We start from the raw sequence: 26,062 nt of genomic DNA, 5'->3' as shown, positions 1-26,062 counted from the left end.
TTTCTCATATTTATCTTAAATCGAATACCAAATAAAAAAATCGTACTTAAGGGTATAAATCTCATGTACGATAGGGCAAATTATTTTTTTGTAACTTTGCAAAGTGCTCGGAGAATCTTTATTTTATCTTTAGTCATATTCGTTCAAGCATTCAAAAAAACCCCTTCCCGAAAAGCCGGGCGAATCCGAATGTGGGGAACGCCTAGGCTTATCAGCAAGGGGAACTTTGTCTATATTCGTATAAAGGCTATACTTTTAAATCACCATCATAGGTAGCAATCATTTTATATAGTTCCGGGCGGCGGTCACGGAAAATGCCCCATTCAATCCGCCCCACTTCCAGCTCATCCAGATCAAATTCGGCAGTAAGCACTTCCTGATCCGTACGACCAGCTTCTGCAATTTTGTTACCCTGTGGCCCAGCAATAAAGGATGAACCGTAGAATGTGATACTGGAGTCCTCATCTGTCTCCATTCCAATGCGATTAGAAGCAACAACTGGCATCAGATTGGAAGCAGCATGACCGAGCATGCAAGTCTGCCAGTGATCCTTGGAGTCAATGGAAGAATCCTGCGGTTCCGAACCAATCGCTGTCGGATAGAACAAAATTTCTGCACCCATCAGCGCCATACAACGGGCAGCTTCAGGATACCACTGATCCCAACATACGCCTATTCCAATTTTGGCATATCGTGTATTCCACACTTTAAAACCGGTATCGCCCGGATTAAAATAAAACTTTTCCTCATACCCGGGACCGTCCGGGATGTGGCTCTTGCGGTATTTACCCAGCACTTCACCGTCCGCATCAATCACAGCAAGGCTGTTGTAGCGGGCGTAGTTTTTTTTCTCATAAAAGCTGATTGGCAGCACAACCTGCAATTCCTTGGCAATCTTCTTAAAATGGTTAACCGCCTTGTTATGCTCCAGTTCGGTTGCATATGCAAAATAATCGGACTTTTCCTTCTGGCAGAAGTACGGAGTCTCGAACAATTCCTGAAGTAAAATAATCTGCGCGCCTTGCGCAGCCGCTTCACGTACCAGCTTCTCAGCTTTGCTTATATTTTCATCAATGTTGGTAGAGCAGCTCATTTGGGTTGCTGCCACTTTTACTTTTCTCACGTCAGTCCTCCTCTTGGATTTATATAGATCAATTATTTACAGCGGGCATCTGCTGGGTAGTGCAGTGTACGTTACCGCCTTCACGGATGACCGCCATGCCGTCCACGGTACGAATGGTACGTTCAGGAAATACATTTGCCAGCACCTGCTCGGCTGCGCGGTCGCTTTCAGTAGCAGTGCCGCCAAACACGGGCAAAATAATGCCGCCGTTCACAAAATAGAAGTTGATATAGCTCAGCGTCAACCGACTGTCGTCAAAATCCACGCGCGGAGGTTGCCCGACTTGGATCACTTCCAGCTTGCGGCCTTTTGCATCCGTTGCCTGCTCCAGAATGCGCAGATTTTCCTGCGTGATTTGGTAATTTTCATCCATAGGATCATCGCATACTTGCATAATGACCTTGCCAGGAGCAGCAAAGCAAGCAATATTGTCCACATGCCCATCCGTTTCGTCGCCACTAAGTCCACGTTTCAGCCAGATAATCTTCTCAACGCCTGTATATTCGCACACATACCGTTCGATTTCTTCCCTGCTTAATTCCGGGTTGCGGTTCGGATTCAGCAAACACTCTTCTGTTGTAATTAATGTGCCTTCGCCGTCTACGTGCAGCGAGCCGCCTTCCATCACAAGCGGTGCATCAAGCCTCGGTAATCCAAGCTTGTCCAAAATTTGCGGCGCTACCTGATCATCCAGGTCCCACGGAGCGTATTTGCCGCCCCAGGCATTAAACTTCCAGTTCACACCTGCCAACTGTCCATGCTCATTCGTTAGAAAAGTAGGACCGTTGTCGCGCAGCCACGCATCACTATGCTCTATTGGAAGCAGCTCCACCCGTTCCCCGAGCTCAAGTGCCTGGACGCTCTCCAGATCATCTGGATTTACGACCACGGTAACTGGTTCAAACTCAGCCATGGCACGTACAATTCCAGCGTAGCCCATGCATACATCGGCATGCATATCCGGGTAAACCATGGAAGACTGTACAGGCCAGGAAATATACGTACGTTCATGCGGCGCCCATTCAGGCGGCATCTTATAATGTGAATCCTTAATTTGCATGTATTGAAGCTCTCTTTCTTCATCATAATGTTAAGTCTTTTCTGTAACTGGAAAACGTTGTCTAATAAACAAGACGGACAGACTCCGTTCCTATCATACAATAATATGATCTTTGTCTCAATCAGATCGAAAAAGTTTTGATCGAATCCCGTTCAAGCTAAAATGAATTACATTGAAAATATGATCGTTTTAATCGTGTCGCCATCAAAATCCTTAACCGTGAATTGCACTCCCTCCAATATCCCATAGGATGGAGGATAGTTTTCCTTCGGCAACGCTATCGAACCGGGGTTCAGCACAAAGACGCCCTTTTCCACATCCGCTACCGGAATATGGGTATGTCCCTGGATGAACACATCCCCCGTTTCCAGTGGTGGTAAGTTCCCAATGCTGAAACCATGTCCGTGCGTGACATAGATGCGCCGACCTTCATGGTACAATAAAGCATAATCGCCCATCATCGGGAACTCCAGCAGCATCTGATCCACTTCTGCATCGCAGTTACCGCGTACAGCCACTGCAATATGAGACTTGTACTGATTCAGCACAGCGGCCACTTCCGCCGGATTGTACCCTTCCGGTAGCCGATTACGCGGTCCATGGTACATATAGTCTCCGAGCAGGACAAGACGGTCTGCTTTTTCCTCCCTGAACTTTTCCAGTGTCAGCTGCAACCAGTGCAGCGAGCCGTGAATATCCGATACAAACATAAGCTTCATAATGGTTCATTCCTTTCTGGATATGCTTCTCACCGTATCATAGCCTTTCTGACAATCGCTCGTCAGTAATAAAATTATCAGCTAAGTGCCTGATCGTGATGCAAACAAAACTAAGCGACCGCTTCCCTGTACAATAGCAGGAAGCGGTCGCTGTATAAAATCCTTTTTCGTTGAATTGCTGCCTTGATCAAGCAAGCAGCATCTTATTTCCGTCGCAAGCTTGCACCATTGGTCGAAATAATATCTTTGTACCAATGGAACGATTTCTTCCGATATCTTTCAAGTGTGCCGCTTCCATCATCATGACGATCTACATAAATGTAGCCATAACGTTTTTTAAGCTGAGCTGTCGATGCACTAACAACGTCGATGCAACCCCAAGACGTATAGCCCATAATTTCTACTCCGTCGTCAATAGCTTCGCCAACTTGAACCAGATGATCATTCAGATAGTTGATCCGATAGTCATCTTCAACGGTTTTTTCGCCTTTTTCATTGGTGATAAGCTCGTCAACGGCGCCCAAACCATTTTCAACTATGAATAGTGGTTTTTGGAAGCGGTCATAGAATGTGTTCAGTACATAACGCAAGCCTTGCGGATCAATTTGCCAGCCCCACTCGCTTGCCTCAAGATGCGGATTGCTGACACCACCGAGGATGTTGCCTTCACCTTTCGCTTTCTTGGCTTCGTCAGCCGTTTCACAAGTGCTCATGTAATAGCTGAACGAGATAAAATCAACGGTATGCTTCAAATCTTCGGCATCTCCTGGTTCAAAATGAATAGAGATTCCGTTTTCTCTAAAGAAACGTTTCATGTAACCTGGGTATTGACCTCTGGCATGAATATCTGCAAAGGCCATATTTCTGTGATCAAACTCCATCGCAGCGATCACATCGTCTGGATTAGGTGTCAGCGGATAAGTAGGCATACTCAGCACCATACATCCGATTTTGAAATCAGGATTGATCTGGTGACCGATTTTTACCGCTCTTGCACTCGCCACAAGCTCATGGTGAATGGCTTGATAAAGATCTTGCTTAGTAAGCTGATCTTTTGGTGTGCTAATCCCGCCACTCATGAATGGAGCTTCAAGAATGGAGTTGATTTCATTAAATGTCAACCAGTATTTTACTTTATTTTTGTAACGGTTAAATACCGTTGTAGCATAGCGCTCATAAAAATCAACAAGCTTGCGGTTTACCCAACCATCGTATTCTCTGGACAAATGTAGCGGTGTTTCATAATGAGATAATGTAACGAGCGGTTCAATTCCATATTTATGAAGTTCATCAAACAAATCATCATAAAATTGCAGTCCTTTTTCGTTAGGCTCCAGCTCGTCCCCTTTAGGAAAAATACGCGACCATGCGATAGAGGTCCGGAACACCTTGAAACCCATTTCTGCAAAAAGTTTAATATCTTCTTTATAATGGTGATAAAAATCAATACCAATCAACTTCATATTATCTTCTGTTGGCACATCCGTAATGGGTCCCCAACCACCACGAGGGGTTACATCCTGAATAGACCAGCCTTTTCCATCTTCTTGATAAGCGCCTTCCAGCTGATTAGCAGCAACTGCGCCGCCCCACAGGAAATCTTTTGGAAATTGTATACTCATTGTTCTCTCCGCCTTTACTTATGTTTTTTCATTAACCAGGGAAGGACCTTGTCCCCTTATGCTAATGTGTTATAAAGTGTTTCTATCTTAGATTCTAAGTTTTGTAACGCGTTTCATGTCAAGTGTTTTTTTAAACAGGGTTTCTGGATAGATCCGACTTTTTCTCTTCCCCGTGAGCACGTCTGGCAAAGTTGACAAATTGGAATTTGTCCAGCCGATGCCTTGACTCGGTGTACTGGAACAAGGTGGTCTCTTCCAGATAGACATAATTACGCACTACTACCACGTGAATATAGTCGTTGAGATCCATCAACTTATGATCCTCTTCACTTGCATCTTCTACGGATACTACTTTTTTAGCATAACTGATTTGAAGATGAAGCTCATTCTCCAGATATTCATAAATGGATCCGCTACTAATCTCCTTGGTAAGCACAGGCACAATGTCTGATCGAAAATAATCTTTATCCAGAATAACGGATTCGTCTTCAATCTCACGCGCGCGAATCACTTCCCAGACAAGATGCCTATGCTTGTCGAGCTCAAGATGACCGGCTATCTCGTCTGAAGCCGGAATCAGGCGATTCTCATGCACAATCGTACGTGATTTACGCCCGATTCGTTCGGACATCTCTTTGAAGCTGACCAATCCGCCAACTGGAAAATCCATACGCCCGATATCCAGTACAAAGGAGCCTTTAGCTTTTATTTTATGGATATACCCATTTTGCGCAAGCAAGTGAAGTGCCTTACGTACGGTCTCACGGGAAGTATTATATTCCCTGGCCAGCTCATTTTCAGAGGGCATCTTCGTGCCTGAGGCTAATTCACCTGCCCGGATTCGTTCCAAATAATCCTGATAAATTTGCAGAAAAATATTCGTTGTCAATTATCATCACCACGTTTATTGTAGCATTCTTTCACTTTAATTTGGCGACCTGTATGCTTTTTAAGTTTGTGGTTTATTCTTGTCTACAGATAAAGGCTTTAAGTGAATTTTCATAGAGATATATTGCAAAGCGTTCGCCTCACCTGGCAGTTCTTCAACGGACTCAATCATTTCCTGACCATCCGGAACAATTACTGGTGTAATAACCGGGTATCCGGATTCCTGGATTAGATCACGGTCGAATTCCATCAGCAATTGTCCCTGTTCAACTGTTTGGCCTGTCTTCACATGCATAGTGAAACCTTCGCCCTTCAGTGACACGGTATTAACGCCCACATGCACCAGAATCTGTACACCTGACGCATGTTCCAGAATCAGGGCATGCTTGCTCTTCATCATAATATGGATGACCTTTCCGCTGAAAGGGGCAAAAATTTTACCCTCCTCCGGTTGCACCGCAATTCCCTGTCCCATCTGACGATCGGCAAAAGCCGGATCAGGAACCTGTTCCAGAGGCACAATACGTCCCCGAACCGGAGTCATGACTTCAAGTACATCGAGCGCGGAAGTCTTATGGTCAGTTCCTTTTGTCTCGGCAGGTATGTTAGCTGGACTGTTCTGATTTGTGAATGAAGAAGTTGAATGATTAGCATTTGGCAACTCTTCCTTAGTAAGATCTGATTGTTGCTGGCGCTTATTTAATAATTTTCCATACGCTAAAGTTAAGCTGAACGGCAGAATTAACACGATCGCCATTCCAATGAAGAACACGCCCCAGTTCATAGGGAAAATAGACAGGAAGCCTGGAATACCCCCAACACCGATTGAAGAAGCCATAACATGATTCACCGTCAGCAAGACACCCGCAATACCTGAACCAATCATTCCGAACACAAATGGATATTTATAACGGATGTTTACCCCAAAGATCGCCGGTTCCGTGACACCCAGAAAAGCAGACACGGATGAAGTAAAGGCCAGCCCTTTGCCCTTCTGATCCTTTAATACCAGCATCATAGCCAATGCACCAGCACCTTGAGCAATGTTGGAAAGCGCCAGCATTGGCCATAGAAATGTCCCGCCCTGTGTTCCAATTAATTGTACGTCTACGGCCAAGAAAGTATGGTGCATTCCCGTAATGACGAGCAGCGCGTAAAGACCTCCATAAATCAGCCCTCCCAGCGCAGGAGCCAGAGAGAAAACGTATACAAGACCGCCCGTAATCGCATTGCCGATCATAAAAGTAACCGGTCCGATAACCGTAAATGCAAGAAATCCCGTAATTAATAATGTAATCGGCGCGACCAATAACAGCTTAAATGAATCAGCTATTCTGTTGTTCAAGAATTTTTCAATTTGTGCCAACACGTAAGCGGATACAAGAACCGGCAGAACCTGTCCTTGATAGCCAATCTTGTTCACTTCCCAGCCAAACAGATTCCATACCGGAACCGTTCCCTTAGTCACTGCATCTGCATAATTGTAAGCACTCAGCAGGTCTGGATGAACCAGAATCAGACCAAGTACAATCCCGAGTAATGGGCTGCCACCAAATCGGATAACTGCCGACCATCCGATCAAGGCGGGCAAGAACGTAAAAGCTGTGCTGGCGATGGTATTAATAATAGCAGCAAAATCAGTCCATTGAGGATAGACCTGAACCAGAGACATTCCCTCGAAGAAAATTCCCTGACCCGTCAGAATATTGTTAATTCCAAGCAGCAGGCCTGCGGTCACAATCGCGGGCAAGATAGGAATAAAAATATCTGCCAGTGTCTTGATGGCACGCTGAATCGGATTCTGTTTCTTGCTGGCCGCATTTTTAACATCATCTTTGGAAGCCCGGTTGCCGCCTGTAATTGCAATCATTTCGTCATACACCTTATCAACCAGACCTGGCCCAATGACGACCTGATACTGTCCTTGTGAAGAAAATTGGCCTTTGACCAAATCATTTTGATCCAATGCATTTTTATCGACCAGTTTGTCATCATAGAGGGCAAACCTCAGACGGGTTACACAATGGGTAGCAGCCTCAATATTATCTTTGCCGCCAACGGCTTCTATAATTCGTTCCACCTGTGCTCTTTCAATCGGCATTTAACTCACTCCCTTAATTTTAATGAAGTAGCAGCCCCGGTCGCCATGACAGTAAGGAACCCGGGGCTATTGGTTGTTGCCACACTATAAACTGCGTCTAACGAAGTAGCCACATATAGGAAGCATATGGGGACAATGTGATAGACTGCTTTAATTCCGGCACTTGCTCGGTATTGCCAATTAACAGTTCAGCAGAAACCAATGCCTGATCTTTTAGTTGTAAGTAGCATGAATCAGGTATATGGAATTTGGCCTCCTGCCCGCTAAAATTAGAGATGACGATCATAGTCTCCTTTTCATTGCTGCGTTGGTAGGCATATATCTGAGGATGGGCCTCGTCCAGTCGCTGATAATTCCCATCAGTAATGACTTGCACCGTCTTGCGCAGTCTGATCAGCTTTTGGTAATGATGGTAGATGGAGTTCGGATCCTTTAACTGGGCCTGCACATTAATTTGTGGATAACGCTCATCTACCTTGATCCAAGGAGTACCTGAAGTGAACCCCGCATTTGGACTATCATCCCATTGCATCGGCGTCCTCGAATTATCACGGGATCGCTCCCGGATCATATTTAATGCTTCTTCAGCACTCTTACCCTGTTCTTGCAGAATACGATACATATTTAGAGATTCTACATCTCGAAATTCTTCGATATCTGACCATTTCGGATTGGCCATACCAATTTCTTCGCCTTGGAATATATAGGGCGTTCCTTGAAGTCCGTGTAGTGTGGTCGCCAGTAGCTTAGCGCTTTCGGCATGGTATACGCCATCATCTAGAAAACGGGAGATCGCTCGTGGCTGATCATGGTTGTTAAAGAATAATGCACTCCAGCCGCCACCCTGTTGGATGCCAATCTGCCATTCCGAGAATAGGCTTTTCAGCATTTCAAAATCATAGGGCATCAGTTCCCACTTTTGACCCTTCGGATAATCTACTTTCAAATGATGAAAATTGAAGGTCATGGACAATTCTTTTTTCTCTGGATTGGAGTAACGGATGCAGTGCTTCAGCGACGTAGAGGACATCTCACCCACAGTCACGTTATTATACTTTTGAAATACTTTTTCATATAATTCGTGAATGTACTCATGTACGCGCGGACCATCCGTATAGTACTTGCGTCCGTCGCCAGGAGCAGTGCTGCGATCATCACTCAGGAATCGCTGATCTTTGGAAATTAAATTAATCACATCCAGCCGAAATCCGCTGACTCCCTTTTCAGCCCAAAACTCCAGTAGATTTACGACTTCCTGACGTACTTTCGGATTTTCCCAGTTTAGATCTGCCTGAGTCTTGTCAAACAGGGTTAGAAAATATTGATCTGTTGTTTGATCATACTGCCAAGCGGGTCCACCGAATTTAGACTTCCAGTTGTTAGGGGGCCCGCCATCGGGTGCAGGATCACGCCAAATGTAATAGTCCCTGTATGCATTATCCCTTGATTGTCGTGCCTCCTGAAACCAGACATGTTCTGTCGAAGAATGATTTACTACAATATCTATCATCAGACGCATTCCACGCGCTTGGATCTCCTGACTCAATTCCTCAAAGTCCTTCATAGTCCCAAAATCGGGGTTGATCCTGCAATAATCGGCTACATCATACCCGTTATCACGCTGCGGGGAGACATAAACCGGCTGTAACCAGATAATATCAACACCCAGTTCATATAAATAATCCAGCTTTTGTGTTAATCCTCGTATATCACCTGTTCCATTACCCGTTGTATCACTAAAGCTTTTGGGATAAACCTGATAGACCACCGATTTGCGCCACCAGTCCGTATCTTGATGAATCAAAGCTTTGTTTATCGCTTGCATCATACTCGTTCCTTTCTCCCTAAATTAAACATTATAACGCTTTCATCTTTCTTGTATATACAAAAATATATCATGTATATACAAGTTGTCAACAGATTTAAAATCGCATTCTGATTTGTAATGAGGACGATATTTTTCAATAACTTGTTGTCGGATAACAAAAAAACAAAGGTTGATCATCATAAAACTGAAGATCAACCTTTGTCTGAGAGTTTGAATTTTTTTGAAATTACTCGGCTGTTATTGTCTCTCCCTGCACAGGAGTAATTCGGTTCTTCCAATTGATGTTGATCGAACGAGACTTGAATAAATCTGCACCGTCTGACACCTGAAAATGAAGATGGGCTTCGCTGGAATTGCCTGAATTACCAAGTAGCCCGATTTCATCGCCACTCTTCACCTTATCCCCTACCTTCACTTTAACAGAACCTTTCTTCATATGAGCTAGCACGCTATATTCCCCGCCATGGTCAATCACAACTTCATTCCCGGCAGGCACCTTCTCGTTCATCACGCCGACAGGTTCGTTATCAGGAATGTTATTTACAACCGAGACCACGGTTCCGCTTGTCGGCGCAAGAATCGGTTGGCCGAAAGCATAATAGCTTGTATTTTTCAGCGGATCACCTTTATAGGAATAGCCATCTTTTTTCTGTATAAGGTCATAGGCATATCGCTGGCTTTCATATTCATAGTGGTAATTCACAAGCGCATTGGTTCCACCCCAGGTAACAAACCATTCCCCCTTCAATGGCCAATCGTATTTGATTTTGGTCAGGCGATTGTCTGTTTCCGGCGAAGGGGAAAGTTTCTTGGCCTGAAGCCCCAATATAGTTCCCTTCTCATCAAAAACAGTGATCAGGCCTATTTTCCCTGAGTCGCTTATCCATGAACGTTGTTCGCTGCCATTGAGTTTCATGACTGACGCCTGCTTAAATGAATCAACACCTTTTAGAGAATCAGGAGCCATTTTTACAAAATCGGCTTCGCTCAGTTGTTGTTTAAACTCATTGCTGAATTGGTCATAAACCTCCGCATACTTGCCCTCAAGCAGTTTTTCCGGTACCTCCTCTGGCTTCACCGTGTGGTCCTTTGTATTTGTTGTTTCATTCGGTATATCTTTGGCCACTTCCGAGTTCCCCCCTCCTCCTCCGCATGCCGTTATAAAAGCAGCAAACGCACTTGCCACCAGTACCATTTTGCCATAGTGGAAGATTTCTATCCTGTTCTTTCTAGTTGCCTTCTTCACTGCTGCACCCCCGTTTTTGTGTATATTATTATTTTATCTAACCCATTCTAACAAGACGGTCTTAGATCCCGTGTAACATCACTTTAACTAAGCCTTAACTCTTTTTCAGATCTGCAGAGCACAATTAAGCTTCCGTTAAGACAACGCTTCGTTCATCCCTGAGGAATCATGATATTATGGAAGGAATAAAGATAGAGAAGAAAGGAATGAAAGCATGAACAATGCGGCAATTTTACTTGTCGACGACGAGCAATCCATTCTTGAACTCATGCTGACCGTCCTATATAAGGAAGGCTACACGAATGTCGATACAGTGATGACAGGTGAAGCGGCCATTACTGCCTGTGAAGGAAAAATCTACGATTTGATCATATTAGATGTCATGTTGCCAGGACGCAGTGGAATCGAAATATGTCCGTTTCTCCGTCAAACGACGGATGCTCCCATCTTATTTTTAACCGCTCGGGAATCTGATTTTGATAAGCTGACTGGGTTCGCTGTTGGCGGCGATGATTACATTACCAAACCGTTTAATCCGTTAGAGGTTGTCGCACGCATACGTTCACAACTACGGCGTTACTTGACCGTTAATAATACAACCAAAGAATCTGGATCTGCACAGCCCTCCAGCAAAATGAACGCCATTTATGACTATGGACATTTTCAGATCGATGAAACAGCCGGTGAGCTTCGTGTTGAGCAAACAGTCGTAGCCTGTCCTGCGCTAGTCTTCCAATTATTGCTTTTCTTATGCAAAAACCCCAATCGAATTTTCAGCAAAAGCGAGCTATATGAAGCCGTCTGGGGAGAAGAAGCATTAAGCGATGACAATACCGTCATGGTACATATTCATCGCATCCGGGAACGAATTGAACCTGATCCTGCCAATCCAAGCTTTATCGTAAATGTTAGAGGACTTGGCTATAAGCTCGTACAAGCGAAAATAGGGAGTTCCCAACGATTATGAATATTAAACGCAAGCTAATGATGCGATTCGTGCTACAGTTGGCTACCGCTGAAGCTTTTGCGTTCCTGATTGCTGCTGTTACGTTCTTTTGGGCGTATCAACGCTTAGTCGATATCCGCCTCTCCAATGATTTTGCCTCTACTGGATTAGAACAGCTTGTAGCGTCCTCCGAAATAGGCAAGGACGGCATACACTTTGATCCACTTTTGCTAGAGCAGGTCAAGAAAAACGGCGGCTGGCTGCAAAGTCTTGACGAAAACGGGCAGGTGAATCAGTCCTACAATACACCGCAAGATGTACCGAAGAAATATGCACCCGGCGAGTTCGTCTCTTATTGGACAGGTACCCGCTCCTTCCCCTATGGGCTTTCTCTTTGGGTTCAGGAGAAAGATGGTCGAACTTTCACACTGCTATATGGTCAGCCTAATCCTATGGGAACCCTATTAAAAACAGTAAGCAGTCAGGGAACATTGTCTTCGAATGGAAAGCTGATATTGCCCCATGAAGTCACTGCCCGTCTCAAGCAGCTTGGTGGCTACATACAGTTACTGGATGCAACCGGGTCGGAGCTTGCTTCCTACAATCGTCCAACATCTGCACCGACAGCCTATACTCTTCAGGAGCTTTCCCTTCGCACCATGTACAGTGAAAGATACGGCTTCCACCTTTCCTCCGAATATATGGAAGAAACGGGTCGTACATGGGTCATTAGTCTTCCAAATGCTGGCGGTGTTGCTACAGGCAATAGCTGGCTTCCTCCTGAGGAAGAAAGAACGATACTAAAGTCCATAGTCGCCATGTTCTCAGCTATTTTTCTCTTATTCCTGCTTCTCTCACTGTGGCAGGCGCATCGCTTCGGAGTCCCGTTACTTCATATGCTCTCCTGGCTCGATGCACTCGGTAAATCCGTATATCAAGAGCCTGTTGATCATAGAGGCATTCAACGCAGCCGGTTGGGTTCAGGCAAATGGAAGCGACGTTACCTCATTTTTGCGGATGTGATGGATTCTATTGATAAGCTCTCAGGTACGCTGCAAAGAGATCAGGTACTGCGTCAGCAAACCGATAGTCTCAGAGAGGAATGGATTGCCGGGATCACCCATGATCTGAAAACACCGCTCGTTTCCATCAAAGGTTACGCTCACTTACTGGCTGAGCCGCAATATGATTGGACCGCAGAAGAAGTTCGTAAATTTTCGGGTACAATGCTGGAAAAATCCGCGCACATGGATATGTTGATTAATGATCTTGCCATGAGTTATCGCTTAAAAAGCGGTGCCCGTCCCCCGGAATCTGAGGAAATTGAGTTGAATAGCTGGCTACGGGAAACGTTAGAGCGGGTGGGTACCGACCCTTTTTATAAGGAAGAAGCCATTTTGTTCCGGCCTGCTCCTGTCGACATCTTCGTTAAGCTATATACGCCTTGGCTAGAAAGGGTCATTAACAATTTGACTGCCAATGCTCTGCTTCATAATCCGCCTGAAACGACACTTACCGTCTCGGTTATATCCAGCGAAGGTGGTAAAGGGTTCACGATTGAATTTGCTGATAACGGGAGAGGAATGGATGAAAATACGGTAAGCCGATTATTTGAGCGTTATTACCGAGGAACCAATACCTCAACTACGCCGAATGGGACAGGTCTTGGTATGGCTGTATCCAAAGGGCTGATTGAAGCCATGGGAGGGCAAATTACGGTCGACACGGCTTTAGGGAAAGGCACGGTCATTCGCCTTATTTGGCATGACGTTATGGCTAACAGTGAAAGCTGATTGGGCAGGAAATGAAGAACTATTTATGATGTACACGTATAAAGGCCGCCCTCGATCGATTTGAGGACGGCTCTTTTCATGGATACGATTTTATCGTTTCTATGGGGATCGAATATTTTGGAATGATCCATACATATCTATATATTAATAAGGAATTAGGTGAGATTAAGTATTAATGGATTTTCTGTTAACACCTTGCATATTCTTCTTAGGCCCTCTTCCAGCATGGACCTCGGACAAGCCAGATTCAGACGAATGTATCCCTCAGCGTTGGCAACAAACATCTTCCCGTCTTCCAACAAAACTCCGGCATGATTGGCAAAAAACAAAGGTAAATTCTCTTCTTTTGGTACATAGGCGCTGATATCAACCCATGCCAGATAAGTCGCCTCTGGAATATGGAATATAGCTTCTGGCAAGTAACGGTTCAAATATTGCTTGGTAAATATAAAATTCTCGTCCAAATAATTTTTTAATTGCCGCAGCCACTCATCTCCATGCAGGTATGCAGCTTGTGTTGCGACAATACTAAGCGGATTTTTAAAGCCGTAATGACGCGCTTTCCAGGTTCCCCTGAGCGTTTCATTGGGAATGATGACATTCGAAAACATCAGCCCGGCCATATTAAAGGTTTTACTAGGAGCCATACAAGTGATAATCCGATCTGAGTCCGGGAAAAGTTTGGCCATCGGGGTGTGAACTTGCCCGTTCCTCAACAAATCGCAGTGTATTTCATCCGATATAATCCAGACCTCATTTTCAAGACAAATCTTCCCTACTCTCTGTAACTCTTCCTTGGTCCATACACGGCCAGATGGATTATGCGGATTACAGAAAATGCATACAGACACCTTTTCATCTCTAGCTTTCGCTTCCAGGTCTTCATAATTAATCGTATAATGCCCCTCTTGATTGATTAGTTCTGAACACACCAGTTCCAAGCCGTTATAATCCGCCGCAGCCTTGAAGAAGGCATAGGATGGGGTAAGGATCAGTACTTTTTCATCCGACTTGCAAATGTATTCAGCCAGCTCATAGAGAGCAGGAATGATCCCTGGTGAAGTAACCAGCTGCTCCTCTGAAAAAGTCCAGTTATAATACCGCTGCGTCCAGCCGACCACAGCAAGGTAATAGTTAGGATCAAACACCTGGCTATAGCCAAAAATTCGTTTATCCAGCCGTTCCTTGATGGCTTCAATAATCTCAGGAGGTGTGGCAAACTCCATGTCAGCGATCCACATGCGAATAAATTCATCATCCTTATAAGGAAAGACCATATCACCCTCCGCCTTAAAAATATACTCCCGGAAGCCGTCAGTGTTCATGGCGTTGGTTCCTCTACGGTCAATAACCTCATCAAAATCATACTTCACGCTTTTTGTTCCCCTTCCTGTTTCCGTCCCTGCTTCTCATGAATGGATTCATTATGGCATACAGCTCTCCATTGACTCAAACACAATAAAATCTATTCATATGAAACAAATCATCATTTTTGTTTCGTCAGAATACTAAAATTGCTTATGAAATGGTATAATTATTATGAATATAGCGAAACGTATACAAAATCATCATTTGTAATATTCTCAGGAAACATATTGGGAGAGTGAACAATGCATACTATCAATCAAGAAGTGGGTAAAAAAATCAGAAGCTTCCGCAAAATTAAGGGATTGACCGTTCAACAACTGGCAGACATGATTTACAAAAGTAAAGCTACGTTATCCAAATATGAGAGTGGCGATATTACCATTGATCTCGTCATCTTGTACAGCATTGCAAAAGCGTTAAACGTTCAGGTAGAGCAGCTTCTCTATATCGAACCGAGACAGCCCTCCACGTTGATTAACACACTTCCCTCCACTTTTTTCAAGAATTCCACCCGGTTTTATTCTTATTTTTATGATGGACGAATTAATAAGCTGGTAAGATGTGTAGTGGACATGCTGGCGCAGCCGGATGACAATCGTTATAAGACGATGTTATATATGAATGTTAAAAATTTTGAACATTATCAGGAATGCGAAAATACATATTGGGGGCATACGGAGCACTATGACACACTGACCACCCTTATGCTCAAAAATCAGGCTACCCCTCTCGAAAATCTGACCATCAATATTCTGGCTTCTTTCCTGGAATCTGAGCAGAAGTGGGGTCTCATGTCCGGCGTTTCCTTCCGTCCCTTTATGCCGATTGCTTTAAAAATGCTTTTTTCGAGAACACCCATACCAGAAACTCCCGAGCTAATTCATGAGCTTAAAATTTCCAAAGATGATGTGCGAACCATGAAAATATACAATATGCTCGCTGTGACCTGATTGCAAAATCCTGAAATATAAAAAAAGGCTATCCCAAAGGCCACAAAAATGGCGAACGGGACAGCCTCCTTTAGGTGAGCTGATAGTTGTTATGAAATCTAGTTGTAGTCCAAATGAGCAAATTGCTTCTTATCCTTATCTGTAATTTCACGCAGTACTCTACATGGATTTCCAACGGCTATTACATTGGCTGGTATATCCTTAGTTACCACACTTCCAGAACCTATAATGGTATTGTCTCCAATACTTACTCCCATATTAATAATTGCGCCTCCACCAATCCATACATTGTTTCCGATGGTTACCGGGAGTGCATATTCATACTCTTGAACTCTCAATTCATGATGTGTGGGATGGTTCACTGCATAGATGCTGACATTTGGCCCGAGCAATACATGATCTCCAAACGTAATTGGAGCACAGTCCAATACTGTAAAATTATAATTGGAGTAGAAATTCTCACCCAACGTAATATTGTATCCATAATCACAACGAAATGGAGGTTCAATAAAAAAGGTCTCGCCCGTTTTACCTAATATCTGCTTCAGCAGTTCGTTGCGTTTTTCTATTTCTCTAGGACGCAGAGTATTGAAGTCAAACAATACTTCCTTAGCGTATTGCCGATCATTCAGAAGCTCCTCGCTCATCCCTTTATAGGGCTTACCCGCCAACATTTTTTCTTTTTCACTCTGATTTTTCATCATAAGAATGTTCCTTTACATAGGTGGATCTATATGAAGATCGGCATCCGGCATTGTAGTTACCCAGCGTGTAAAGGTAACCTCAAAGCCGACACGAGTTGGCGAACATAAAAAAGGACCAGCTTGTTTTGCAGATTTATAAGGAAAAGGCGCCACACGCACTGTGCGCCAGCCGTGGGCTTCTGTCCGGGCACGGATAATCACTGCATCGTTCATCCGCGAAGCGCGCAAGGTCACTTCCTCACCGACCCAATCCGGCACAGCGGACAATGACCAATCTGAATAACCGTTAGTTACCACGACAGCCAATTGGGGAATATTGTCATTGATTTCAATCCCCGCTTTAATCCATTGCTCAGGTCCTTGATACAGCATAATTCCAGCCTGGTCATAGAGTTCATTAAAGGATGCAAGCTGAAATGTGACCTCTATGGCCTCAGAATCTTCCCAATTTGCCAATAAAGCATGTCCGCTGCTGCGATCAAATCCGTATAATGTGTTTTTCCAGAAGTCACTTCCCTCTTTGGCTGTCACCTTGAGGGTGTCGCCATCTTGACAAGTTGACAATGGAGCATTGGTCCATGTTCCCGTTTCCCATAATAATGTTTTTTTCATAATAGATATCATCCTCTCCGGAATTATAGATGTATATCATCTCTCTATTTTCTTTTTTCTACCAATTTCAAATTGTATGTCAGACTTTCAAGAGTCACCGAAATCAACCCGTTCATGTATTCATCATACGTATCGTTTTTCACAAAAATCTCAGGCATATGCTCTGCTGGTATATCCTTAAGACAGCCAGTATAAATATCGTTCAATACAGCAGGCTTGGATAATTCTCCGGTCAAAGCGATAGCTACAGGATCAATAACAGCAATAATGGAAGTGATCGTCTTTATAGCCAGTGGAACGAATCCCTGAGCACTTTTTATCTGCTTGAGCTGTTCTTCTCTTGTCATATCAAAGGGTAAAAAGGAAACTTCGCCTGCAAATTTAGTATTTCCTTTTAATAAGTGTCCATCGACAATAAAGCCGGCTCCCGGAAAGTTATCCTTGGGAAAAGCAACAATGGCAAAGGTTTTGTCCTCATCATAATTTTGCATTTTATAAAATCCATAGACTGTTAAATGCATATCATTTTCAATGGTGATTTCCAGTCCGTATTTATTGTGAAGCTGCGGACCCAGAGGAATTCCTATGAGCGGATCGATATCACACACACCGATAACCCCTTGATGTACAACCCCGGGAATACCAATGCCAACCGCTTTGACATTTCCATAGATGTTAATGAGTTCTCCAATTTGGTTCTCTATGACCTCATAATCAATATAAGGCACAATCGAGGTCTTCTCTACAATGATTTCGCCCAGCAAATTGGCAACCGCATAAGTGAGAGTATGCACTCCGCCTTCTGTTTTCACATGTAAACAGAGAATATAGGAATAATCGGCGTTATATCTATACCGCCTTGCCGGGCGTCCACCGTTGGATTCCTCCAGCTCTGTCTCTAACACTTCCCCGGTTTGAAGAAGCTCTTTCAGAATATTACCGCAGGTAGCCACACTGAGTCCTGTTATGCTCGCTATGGACGATTTGGTGGCATATTCAAGAGACTTCAATGTATTTTTGACTAACTCCACATTAATTTGTTTGACTCGGATTGCATTATTGGAGACTGGCAGTATTTGAATCCTCTCCTTTTCCGGCACTTATTAAAAGCATTACAATAAGCTGTAATATAACGCTCTGTCTGTAAAAAGTCAATTCGTAGCCTTCCATGGATTGGGAGTAGCAACGGGTTCAAGAATATTCCCCACTCCGTACTCACGTAAATTCAGCGATTCCAGATAATATAACGTAAATCATCATGCTATACTATTTATATTGAGCAGATTCCAGTGTGGCATCTCTGGGATAAAATCAAGTGAAAAAGGGGGAACTTTAGTGGAAACTATGGAATTTATAGCATTGATCGCGCTGATCATCTCCGTCATACTTTTGATCAAAGTCTATAGCTTGCAAGCTCGGCTTAATGACTTGAAATCCGATGTAGAGCGTCTTGAGAATCGTTCTGGAATGTCGGAGAATCGTTCTGGAATGTCGGGAATATCGCTGTCAGGCACAACCGCTACCGCGCCACCACATGTGCTAAACGCAGCAGTTTCGGAGGATATCAATGAAAGGCTGCTCCTGCTGATTAGAGAAGGCAAAAAGATTCAGGCGATAAAAGAGCTAAGAGTAGCTAGAGACCTCTCTTTAAAGGAAGCAAAGGACTATGTAGATGACCTGGAACGGCTCTAAGTGAGAGTAGAATGATTCCGCCGAGGTATATTTGCAACAAATGCGATGCGAATATTGGATGGACAGAATGTAAACTACAAAATCCTGAGTTATGATCATCAGGATGTAAAAATAGATGGTATGAACGTAGTCGGGAAAATTGGAACCCAACTGGAATTAAGTCCGCAGGATTTAGCTCAGCTCATGGATACCCAGTTTACGAATCTGACTCAGAAAGCATAAAACCCTCCAAGAGTTCATAAAATCTTTATGCGGATTTTCTCTTATTCTAAGATTGATGAAGCTTCAACTTGGAGAGGAAGATCAAATGATGCATAATGATTGCTCGAAAAATGCCAGAGTGCCCCAGCCCATCAGAAGTGACGGTGCTGGAGGCATCGACAAGGGTCCCCGGGATGTGATGAGGGATTTGCAAAATCCCGACATGCTGGTTCCACCCGTAACAGATAATGGACTCATTCCGAACATGAGGTTTTCTTTTTCAGATGCCCATATGCAGTTGAATCACGGTGGATGGTCAAGAGAAGTTACCGCAAGGGAGCTCCCCATTGCCACAACCCTTGCCGGCGTGAACATGAGTTTGACACCGGGCGGCGTACGCGAACTTCATTGGCACCAGCAGGCGGAATGGTCTTATATGCTGTTGGGGAGTGCCCGTATTACAGCCGTCGACCAAAATGGTCGGAATTTTATTGCTGATGTGGGTCCTGGTGATCTCTGGTATTTCCCACCTGGCATTCCACACTCTATACAAGGTCTTGAGGAAGGCTGCGAATTTTTGCTGGTTTTTGATGACGGCAGCTTTTCTGATCTGAACACATTATCCATCTCCGATTGGTTTGCACATACTCCAAAAGATGTACTGTCTGCCAATTTCGGCGTTCCTGAAGCTGATTTTTCGTCCATTCCTCAAGAACAAGTATACATTTATCAGGATGCCGTTCCCGGCTCTCTTCAAAGCCAAGCGGTTTCCTCTCCCTATGGTACGATACCTCAATCCTTTAAGCATGAATTACTCGCTCAGCCCCCCATCAAAACGCCGGGTGGAAGCGTACGAATCGTCGATTCTTCCAATTTTCCGATATCCCAAACGATCGCAGCTGCTCTGGTTGAGATTGAGCCTGGAGCCATGCGGGAAATGCACTGGCATCCCAATAATGACGAATGGCAATACTATCTTACCGGGCAAGGCCGAATGACTGTTTTTGGCGGAAATGGCGCGGCGCGTACATTTGATTTCAGAGCCGGGGATGTTGGATATGTGCCTTTTGCTTACGGTCATTACATCCAAAATACAGGCTCGAGCACGCTATGGTTTCTTGAAATGTTTAAAAGTGACCGTTTCGCTGATGTTTCCCTGAACCAATGGATGGCTCTTACCCCCACAGAGCTCATTCAGAGCAATTTAAATGTTGGTGCCGATGTGACCTCTAAATTGCGGAAGGCAAAATGGCCTGTCGTCAAGTATCCCGGTTATTCTTTTTATCCAAAGGATGAACTCTGAAGAATCCGGTGAACGTGCATCTTGTCTGTGCTCTCAGAAAAAAAGCATATCCTCATGCATTTCTTACTGCTATCTGATGTGAATATAATCCCTGTACCGTTATTCGTTATCCATAGCTATTTAGCATACAAAGATATAGGCTCCGACTTTAGCCGGCAGCCTATATCTTTGTAGCATTATGACTGGGGCTGACTAATCCCTCCCCTAATCATATACTGTATAAAATCAAACTCATCCCGTGTTTATCTACTTTACAATTCCGTTACGAATGGCAAATACAACCGCTTGCGTGCGGTCTTCGACCGCGCATTTTTGAAGAATTCGATGAACATGTGTCTTAACCGTGCTCTCACCGATATAAAGCCTGGCGGCGATCTCTTCGTTACGTAATCCGTAAGCCATCTGTTGCAAAACTTCCAGTTCCCTATCTGTAAAAGGTTCAGGCGGCATAGTAACTGATATCTGATCTGGTGCCCGAACCGCATCTACAAGTTCATCAGGTGCCGCGTCCTTTAGTAAATACCCGATTGCTCCCGCACGGATGCCATCATACACATAATCCTCCTGATCGAATATGGTCAGAATGACAACCTTGCAATCCGGTATAGCGTCTATGATGTCACGGGTTGCTTCAATTCCTCCCCCTAGATGGAGCATTGAATACATTGAAATTCCTCATTCCTAATCAGTTTCTAATCTAAGCTTAAATGTTCTATGTTTTTTCACATGTATTTCTCACTATCGTTTCATGTTCTTTATGTACATTGTTCAGGAGGGACAAGTATCTAAATAGGTTCCCCAGAACATGAGGAGGATTATGAATGAAAAAAGAGGAACAGGATCAGAACATGAAAATCGAAAGTCTCTCCATTTCCACGGAGGAGACGACGAACATATCCATAATCCGGAAAATGCTAAACAAGGTGCCGGAGGTCACCATTTTCTTTTGGATTATTAAGATTATGACGACGACCGTGGGAGAAACCGCTGCCGACTTTCTTAACTTTAATTTGCATTGGGGCTTGACTCGTACAACTGTGGTCATGGTTGTTCTCTTACTCGTCACACTTCTATTTCAGTTTAGGTCGCGCAAATATATACCTGGAATCTACTGGCTCGTGGTGACTCTCATCAGTGTTGTGGGCACGCTTGTCTCAGATAACCTTGTGGATTACATAGGGATCTCGCTGCAAGTTACCACGACTGTCTTTGCCCTTGCTCTCCTGGTGACTTTTACACTTTGGTATGGGAGCGAGAAAACATTATCCATTCATTCTATTTACACGACCAAGCGTGAAATATTCTACTGGGCAACGATATTCTTTACCTTTGCCTTGGGTACAGCAGCTGGTGATCTTATATCAGAGGGCCTTGACTTAGGTTACTGGAGGTCAGCGCTTATGTTTGCTTCACTGATTGGTATCGTAACGATTGCCGGCTATCGGTTTAAATTCAATGCCGTGTGGTCCTTCTGGATGGCGTACATTGTGACCCGGCCTCTCGGCGCTTCACTTGGGGATTATCTGTCACAATCTCATGCTGATGGCGGGCTCGGCCTCGGCACGGCTGGAACCAGTGTGATTTTTCTCGTAACTATTCTAACCTTGGTGATCTATCTGGCGAAATCCGGAATAGATCAAACCCAACCATCATCATAATCAGCTAAAAGCATAGAAGAAAACGTACCCGGGACGTAGCCGGAATAATCCCGGGTAGATTGCATCTTGACTCTAATGCTATATTTTCACAATGAAAATATAGTAAAAATATTGAAATTAATAACCAAATGCCTTATAATTACAACAAATAATATCTCCTAACAATTATAATCCGCAAATCCCAACCAAATTTATGTTCAGGTTTTTCTTTCTCTCACATCGTTAAATTTATACTATTTTTGCGTTATTATTCCATTATCAGGAGAGTGGCTGTAATTATGTTTAAAAATGAGATTTTAACAGGCTCACTACAGGAGCGTAAACAGATCGTAATCGACGATGTAGCAGCATTGGGCTACCCTTACAGTGAGTATGATCAGGGGCGAAAGGTCGGTGGTTATGCGGCTATGGCGCAATTTTCCAAAGGAGATATCAGCACTGGACTTGCCTACGTCAACATTCATCTGGATCGGAACAAAGACATGTTCTGGGGAATTAACGTAATGGAAGCTTATATGAAGTATAAAGAGTATTACACACCCGCATTAAAGGATAAAGTAAAAGCAAAAATGCTCAGTTTTAACATTTTGAATGCCGATGGGACGGCTCTGTCGGGAAATACAGAAAATCAACGGCTCATGTATGCGGCAGTCGGGGTTGTCGGAGCGGAAGAATGGCCAGATTATCCGGTGAATTATGCTACCATCGCCAGAAGTTATCTGCTGTCCGAACTTCCCACAATTACAAAACAGGGGTACTTTGAATACGACTCCCCAACATATTTTATCCATCATGTAGGACCGCTATTGTTCATTACCGAACACTTGAAAGATGCGACATTGCGGAATATGGCCAAACTGACGTTGGAGTGGTATTTTGCCAGTATCGTAGGGGAGTGGCTGCATGGGTACTGGGTGACCAGTCAGGCCAGAACATATAATGCGCAGCAAGAGCCGGGATATACACTTGATGAGAGTGCAGTGCTACTGTGGATGTTGTTTGGAGACAGTCGTAAGCCGATATATCTCGGCAATGAAACCAATCTGAAATTTACCACGATTCCATTTACGGTTGCAAACTACGAGTTACCAGACATTTTCAAGAGTATAGCGACAGCCCGTTCTACAACTTACACACATAAGGAACGGATGCCTAGAAACAGTAACAAACCGTATAAGACAAGCTACATCACCCCGGATTACGCCGTATTCAGTCAAAAGGACAATCGGCTCGCACAAAACCAGCTTCATCGTTGGGGCATCAAATGGGTGGGAGATACATACAGTGACGAACCAAATACGTTCTTCATGAAGCAACACTTCAGTGAGTCGATTAACTTGAATCCGTCCAACTCGGAATATTGGATTGGCGGAACGAATATGGAGGAAGTGCTTCAGGACGACGGTGCACTCATTACGGTATACAATATCACAAATTCAAATACATGGATCGACGGCCCTGTTTCATATAACGGAATCAAAGCAACGATCGAACAGGACCCATTCAATAGGAACGGCTGGATATTCTTCCATACAGGTAAAATGCTGATGGCTGTCAGGACGGCACAACCTTACGATTGGCCTTATGACACGGAATCGTGGAAATACGGAGGTTATCAGAGAGCGTTGCGGAGTGACGGGGCAAAAAATGCGGTCATCGTTGAAACAGCACCTCTTATGGACTACGCAGGCGGTTCTTGCATTAGAGAGCTTGACTGCTTTGCTGAGGCTGTGCTGACGAAAACCGTAGTGGATTTCAGCGGTGTTAACGATACCAATCCCCGGGTCTATTACAAAGGATTAACAGGTAAAGAGATGGAAATCGTATATGCCACCTCACGTAAAATTCAGGGTGCAGAAGTCAATTATGCTAATTGGCCTCTGCTGGATGATCCGTGGATGCATCAGAATTATAATGGAAATAAACTCGATTTGGTTCATGATAGAGAGAGGCGGACCTATGATTTCAATAACTGGAAGGTAACATCAAGCATTATGTAAAGTGTCTGTCGCCAACTGACAAGGGCGTCTCAACCAGGCTATCAAATCTGTTTGAGACGCCCCTACATTTACTTTCAGGTGCCTACGTGGGTTTGCACAAACTGATCAAATGAGATCGGGCTGCGCCCAGTGACACGCTCCACGATATCGGACACTTGGTCTTCACTTCCGTTTTCACGTATCCTTCTATCCAATCCCGCCAGCATGGCAGCGTAGTTCGCAGGTATACCTGCCTGAATCATGCCAACTTTCAGTTCTTCGTCAGACAGCGAGATATGCTGAATCGTTTTTCCTATAACATGGCTGATCAACTGGGCAACTTCACCATATGTCAACGAATGAGGCCCAGTGATCACATGAGCTGTGTTATGAGGCTTATCGTCAATCAGGGCTCTTACCCCCACTTCTGCAATGTCATCTGCGCTGACGAAACCCACTCTCCCATCCCCTGTCGCACTATAAATCGTACCGATGTTTTTGATGGTGCTTACATGCTGACCTTCGGTAAAGTTCTGCATAAAATAGGATGGCTGTAATACTGTCCACTCAGGAGCTAAAGGGCTTGATGCACTGGCCCGAATACCGGGTCATCCGCAGGGACAGATGCGCTACCCAGAAGCACGAACCTTTTCACGCCTTCATGAATGGCTTTTTCAATAAAAGGAATCATGACCTTGGCAGGATTTATGTCCATTACAGGCACAACCAAATAAACTTTATCTACATTTCTCCTTATCGAAAACGAATTTTTCAGACTAAACAGTCTAGAATATTCAAAAAAATTTTGACTAATCAGTCTAAAATGATTAAAAAATAAACGCTATAAAGCGTTCATAAAAATCAATCCAAAATCGACAGCGTCGTACGCACGACATCTTTAAGCACCTCAGGGCTTGCGGCTGTCTTGGCGGTAAATGTCAACGATAGCCGGGCATGATTTAGAAATCTGGCGATTGACAATAGCTCAGACTCCGTAGAATGAAGCTCTCCCTCTTTTTGAGCGCGGACCAAGGCGTTGTAGAAAGCAAGCTCAAGCCTTTCTGTATTCGCAGATATAAAAACTTTGATTTCATGATGATGCGGAACCTGTTCAATAGCACTGTTCATAATAAAGCATTCCTTGGATAGCTTGGGATCCGTCAAAACCCTGACAGATTCATTAAAAATCATCGTTATGGCTTCCTTAATGCTCCCTGGTTGACTTAGAAGATGAACTACGGCTTCGGTTTTGTCACCTATATAGAGCTGAATAGCCGAAAAGAACAAATCATATTTCGTTCCGTAGGTGCCTATGATCATATTTTTATCAGACTAATCAGTCAAGAAAAAATATTTTTTTATCCAAACATAGGCCCGTTGCCCAATTACACAGAAATAGCTGTATTTACGCAAAAAACACCGTATCGGAATACGATGTTTATGTTACTTATAAGTGAGGATTTTGCAAAATCCTGAAGTAATTATTCCTCAGAGTCTACGTTGTGGTAAACCTGCTGAACATCCTCCAAATCTTCTAATGCATCAATCAATTTGTCAAATTGAAGCTGTGCATCTTCTGGAAGTGTAATATCATTTTGGGCAAGCATGGTAAGTTCGGCCACTGTAAATTCTGTAACTCCCGCCTGCTTGAAAGCTTCCTGTACAGCATGGAATTGGTCAGGCTCTGCGTATACGATAACTGCTTCATCTTCTTCGATGATGTCACGTACCTCTACATCTGCCTCCATCAACAGCTCCAACACTTCATCTGCGGTTTTACCTACCAGACCAATAACCGCCGTTGAATCAAACATATAGGCTACAGATCCGCTTACACCCAGACTGCCGCCATTTTTAGTAAAAGCAGAGCGCACATCAGATGCCGTACGGTTTACGTTATTGGTGAGTGCATCTACAATGACCATGGAACCATTCGGTCCGAAGCCTTCATAGCGAAGCTCAACATAGTTTTCATCCCCGGCACCTTTTGCTTTTTCAATAGCCCGGTCAATGATGGCTTTCGGTACATTGTACGTTTTTGCACGTTCTAGTACGACTCTTAAAACCCGATTGGATTCAGGATCAGGCTCGCCCTGTTTGGCTGCTACATAGATTTCTACGCCAAATTTAGCATATATACGACTCGTATTAGCATCCTTGGATGCCTTTTTTTCTTTAATATTGTTCCACTTACGTCCCATAATATCCCGCTCTCTTTCTATATGAATATACACAACGGTATTCATTATATCCTTGTATATTATATCTC

23 protein-coding genes and 2 pseudogenes are annotated in these 26,062 nt (G+C 44.0%); 8 read left to right on the top strand and 17 right to left on the bottom strand.

All coding sequences use genetic code 11. The features are described 5' to 3' along the window. Positions 1-247 precede the first annotated feature (247 nt). The 8 genes from aguB to QMK20_RS12225 form a co-directional block, all read right to left on the bottom strand. The gene (gene aguB / locus QMK20_RS12260; protein ID WP_283655928.1) at positions 248-1,123 is read right to left on the bottom strand and encodes an N-carbamoylputrescine amidase; all 876 of its coding nucleotides are present in this window, start codon (positions 1,121-1,123) and stop codon (positions 248-250) included. A gap of 28 nt (positions 1,124-1,151) precedes the next feature. Beyond that, positions 1,152-2,183: an agmatine deiminase family protein gene (locus tag QMK20_RS12255; protein WP_283655927.1), complete on the bottom strand. Its 1,032-nt coding sequence runs from the start codon at positions 2,181-2,183 to the stop codon at positions 1,152-1,154. A gap of 167 nt (positions 2,184-2,350) precedes the next feature. Then, entirely contained in the window at positions 2,351-2,902 is a 552-nt protein-coding gene (gene yfcE / locus QMK20_RS12250) for a phosphodiesterase (protein ID WP_283655926.1), read from the bottom strand. Positions 2,903-3,105: 203 nt separating this feature from the next. Further along, a complete protein-coding gene (locus QMK20_RS12245) occupies positions 3,106-4,524 on the bottom strand; it encodes a glycoside hydrolase family 1 protein (RefSeq protein ID WP_283655925.1) in 1,419 nt (472 codons plus the stop codon). Between the two features lie 130 nt (positions 4,525-4,654). Beyond that, the gene (gene treR / locus QMK20_RS12240; RefSeq protein WP_283655924.1) at positions 4,655-5,413 is read right to left on the bottom strand and encodes a trehalose operon repressor; all 759 of its coding nucleotides are present in this window, start codon (positions 5,411-5,413) and stop codon (positions 4,655-4,657) included. 60 nt (positions 5,414-5,473) lie between these two features. Further along, positions 5,474-7,513, bottom strand: coding sequence for a PTS system trehalose-specific EIIBC component (gene treP, locus QMK20_RS12235; protein WP_283655923.1), 2,040 nt, complete (start codon positions 7,511-7,513; stop codon positions 5,474-5,476). A gap of 97 nt (positions 7,514-7,610) precedes the next feature. Next, entirely contained in the window at positions 7,611-9,338 is a 1,728-nt protein-coding gene (gene treC / locus QMK20_RS12230; protein ID WP_283656258.1) for an alpha,alpha-phosphotrehalase, read from the bottom strand. A 229-nt stretch (positions 9,339-9,567) separates the two neighbouring features. Beyond that, on the bottom strand, positions 9,568-10,587 hold the full coding sequence (locus QMK20_RS12225; RefSeq protein ID WP_283655922.1) for a peptidoglycan DD-metalloendopeptidase family protein: 1,020 nt from the start codon (positions 10,585-10,587) through the stop codon (positions 9,568-9,570). 214 nt (positions 10,588-10,801) lie between these two features. Between QMK20_RS12225 and QMK20_RS12220 the strand changes: the two genes are divergently transcribed. Together QMK20_RS12220 and QMK20_RS12215 are read left to right on the top strand one after the other, a co-directional pair. Then, positions 10,802-11,554 (top strand): response regulator transcription factor, encoded by a 753-nt coding sequence (locus QMK20_RS12220; protein WP_283655921.1) that lies wholly within the window; start codon positions 10,802-10,804, stop codon positions 11,552-11,554. Further along, a complete protein-coding gene (locus QMK20_RS12215) occupies positions 11,551-13,326 on the top strand; it encodes a sensor histidine kinase (RefSeq protein ID WP_283655920.1) in 1,776 nt (591 codons plus the stop codon). The genes QMK20_RS12220 and QMK20_RS12215 overlap by 4 nt, the downstream gene beginning before the upstream one ends. Positions 13,327-13,481: 155 nt before the next feature. Here QMK20_RS12215 and QMK20_RS12210 read toward each other — a convergent pair whose 3' ends face one another. Next, on the bottom strand, positions 13,482-14,699 hold the full coding sequence (locus QMK20_RS12210) for a MalY/PatB family protein (RefSeq protein ID WP_283655919.1): 1,218 nt from the start codon (positions 14,697-14,699) through the stop codon (positions 13,482-13,484). Between the two features lie 237 nt (positions 14,700-14,936). On the opposite strand from QMK20_RS12210, the gene QMK20_RS12205 reads away from it, so the two are divergent. Continuing rightward, on the top strand, positions 14,937-15,644 hold the full coding sequence (locus tag QMK20_RS12205; protein WP_283655918.1) for a helix-turn-helix domain-containing protein: 708 nt from the start codon (positions 14,937-14,939) through the stop codon (positions 15,642-15,644). A gap of 98 nt (positions 15,645-15,742) precedes the next feature. Here the strand turns inward: QMK20_RS12205 and QMK20_RS12200 are convergent, their stop codons facing one another. The 3 genes from QMK20_RS12200 to QMK20_RS12190 are packed head-to-tail and all read right to left on the bottom strand — an operon-like array spanning position 15,743 to position 17,913. Next, positions 15,743-16,345: a sugar O-acetyltransferase gene (locus QMK20_RS12200; protein ID WP_283656257.1), complete on the bottom strand. Its 603-nt coding sequence runs from the start codon at positions 16,343-16,345 to the stop codon at positions 15,743-15,745. Positions 16,346-16,360: 15 nt separating this feature from the next. Continuing rightward, complete coding sequence (locus QMK20_RS12195; RefSeq protein WP_283655917.1) at positions 16,361-16,960, bottom strand: DUF1349 domain-containing protein; 600 nt, start codon at positions 16,958-16,960, stop codon at positions 16,361-16,363. Positions 16,961-17,004: 44 nt separating this feature from the next. Next, entirely contained in the window at positions 17,005-17,913 is a 909-nt protein-coding gene (locus tag QMK20_RS12190; protein ID WP_283656256.1) for an ROK family protein, read from the bottom strand. Between the two features lie 382 nt (positions 17,914-18,295). On the opposite strand from QMK20_RS12190, the gene QMK20_RS12185 reads away from it, so the two are divergent. The 3 genes and pseudogenes from QMK20_RS12185 (at position 18,296) to QMK20_RS12175 (ending at position 20,156) form a co-directional block, all read left to right on the top strand. After that, entirely contained in the window at positions 18,296-18,652 is a 357-nt protein-coding gene (locus QMK20_RS12185; protein ID WP_283655916.1) for a ribosomal protein L7/L12, read from the top strand. 45 nt (positions 18,653-18,697) lie between these two features. Beyond that, positions 18,698-18,793: pseudogene (locus QMK20_RS27665) on the top strand (Cys-tRNA(Pro) deacylase); the annotation flags it as partial. A 169-nt stretch (positions 18,794-18,962) separates the two neighbouring features. Beyond that, positions 18,963-20,156 carry an oxalate decarboxylase family bicupin gene (locus QMK20_RS12175; RefSeq protein WP_283656255.1) on the top strand — a complete coding sequence of 398 codons (1,194 nt, stop codon included), beginning with the start codon at positions 18,963-18,965 and terminating at the stop codon, positions 20,154-20,156. Positions 20,157-20,402: 246 nt separating this feature from the next. Here QMK20_RS12175 and QMK20_RS12170 read toward each other — a convergent pair. Further along, positions 20,403-20,795, bottom strand: a pseudogene (locus QMK20_RS12170) (response regulator transcription factor); the annotation flags it as partial. Between the two features lie 182 nt (positions 20,796-20,977). Between QMK20_RS12170 and QMK20_RS12165 the strand changes: the two are divergent. Further along, a complete protein-coding gene (locus QMK20_RS12165; protein WP_283655915.1) occupies positions 20,978-21,814 on the top strand; it encodes a COG4705 family protein in 837 nt (278 codons plus the stop codon). 278 nt (positions 21,815-22,092) lie between these two features. Then, positions 22,093-23,814: a hypothetical protein gene (locus QMK20_RS12160; RefSeq protein ID WP_283655914.1), complete on the top strand. Its 1,722-nt coding sequence runs from the start codon at positions 22,093-22,095 to the stop codon at positions 23,812-23,814. 74 nt (positions 23,815-23,888) lie between these two features. Here the strand turns inward: QMK20_RS12160 and QMK20_RS12155 are convergent, their stop codons facing one another. The 4 genes from QMK20_RS12155 to QMK20_RS12140 all read right to left on the bottom strand — a co-directional run bounded on the left by QMK20_RS12155 (position 23,889) and on the right by QMK20_RS12140 (position 25,994). Then, positions 23,889-24,332: a Rossmann-fold NAD(P)-binding domain-containing protein gene (locus tag QMK20_RS12155; RefSeq protein ID WP_481857730.1), complete on the bottom strand. Its 444-nt coding sequence runs from the start codon at positions 24,330-24,332 to the stop codon at positions 23,889-23,891. A 35-nt stretch (positions 24,333-24,367) separates the two neighbouring features. Then, on the bottom strand, positions 24,368-24,508 hold the full coding sequence (locus QMK20_RS12150) for a hypothetical protein (RefSeq protein WP_283655912.1): 141 nt from the start codon (positions 24,506-24,508) through the stop codon (positions 24,368-24,370). A 146-nt stretch (positions 24,509-24,654) separates the two neighbouring features. Then, positions 24,655-24,984: a hypothetical protein gene (locus tag QMK20_RS12145; protein WP_283655911.1), complete on the bottom strand. Its 330-nt coding sequence runs from the start codon at positions 24,982-24,984 to the stop codon at positions 24,655-24,657. A gap of 290 nt (positions 24,985-25,274) precedes the next feature. Then, positions 25,275-25,994 (bottom strand): YebC/PmpR family DNA-binding transcriptional regulator, encoded by a 720-nt coding sequence (locus QMK20_RS12140; RefSeq protein ID WP_137063841.1) that lies wholly within the window; start codon positions 25,992-25,994, stop codon positions 25,275-25,277. Positions 25,995-26,062: the final 68 nt, after the last annotated feature.

It is taken from the genome of Paenibacillus sp. RC334, assembly GCF_030034735.1.
Lineage (GTDB): Bacteria > Bacillota > Bacilli > Paenibacillales > Paenibacillaceae > Paenibacillus > Paenibacillus terrae_A.
The sequence above is the reverse complement of the archived record's forward strand: the minus strand, read 5'-3'. Positions and strand labels throughout refer to the sequence as shown.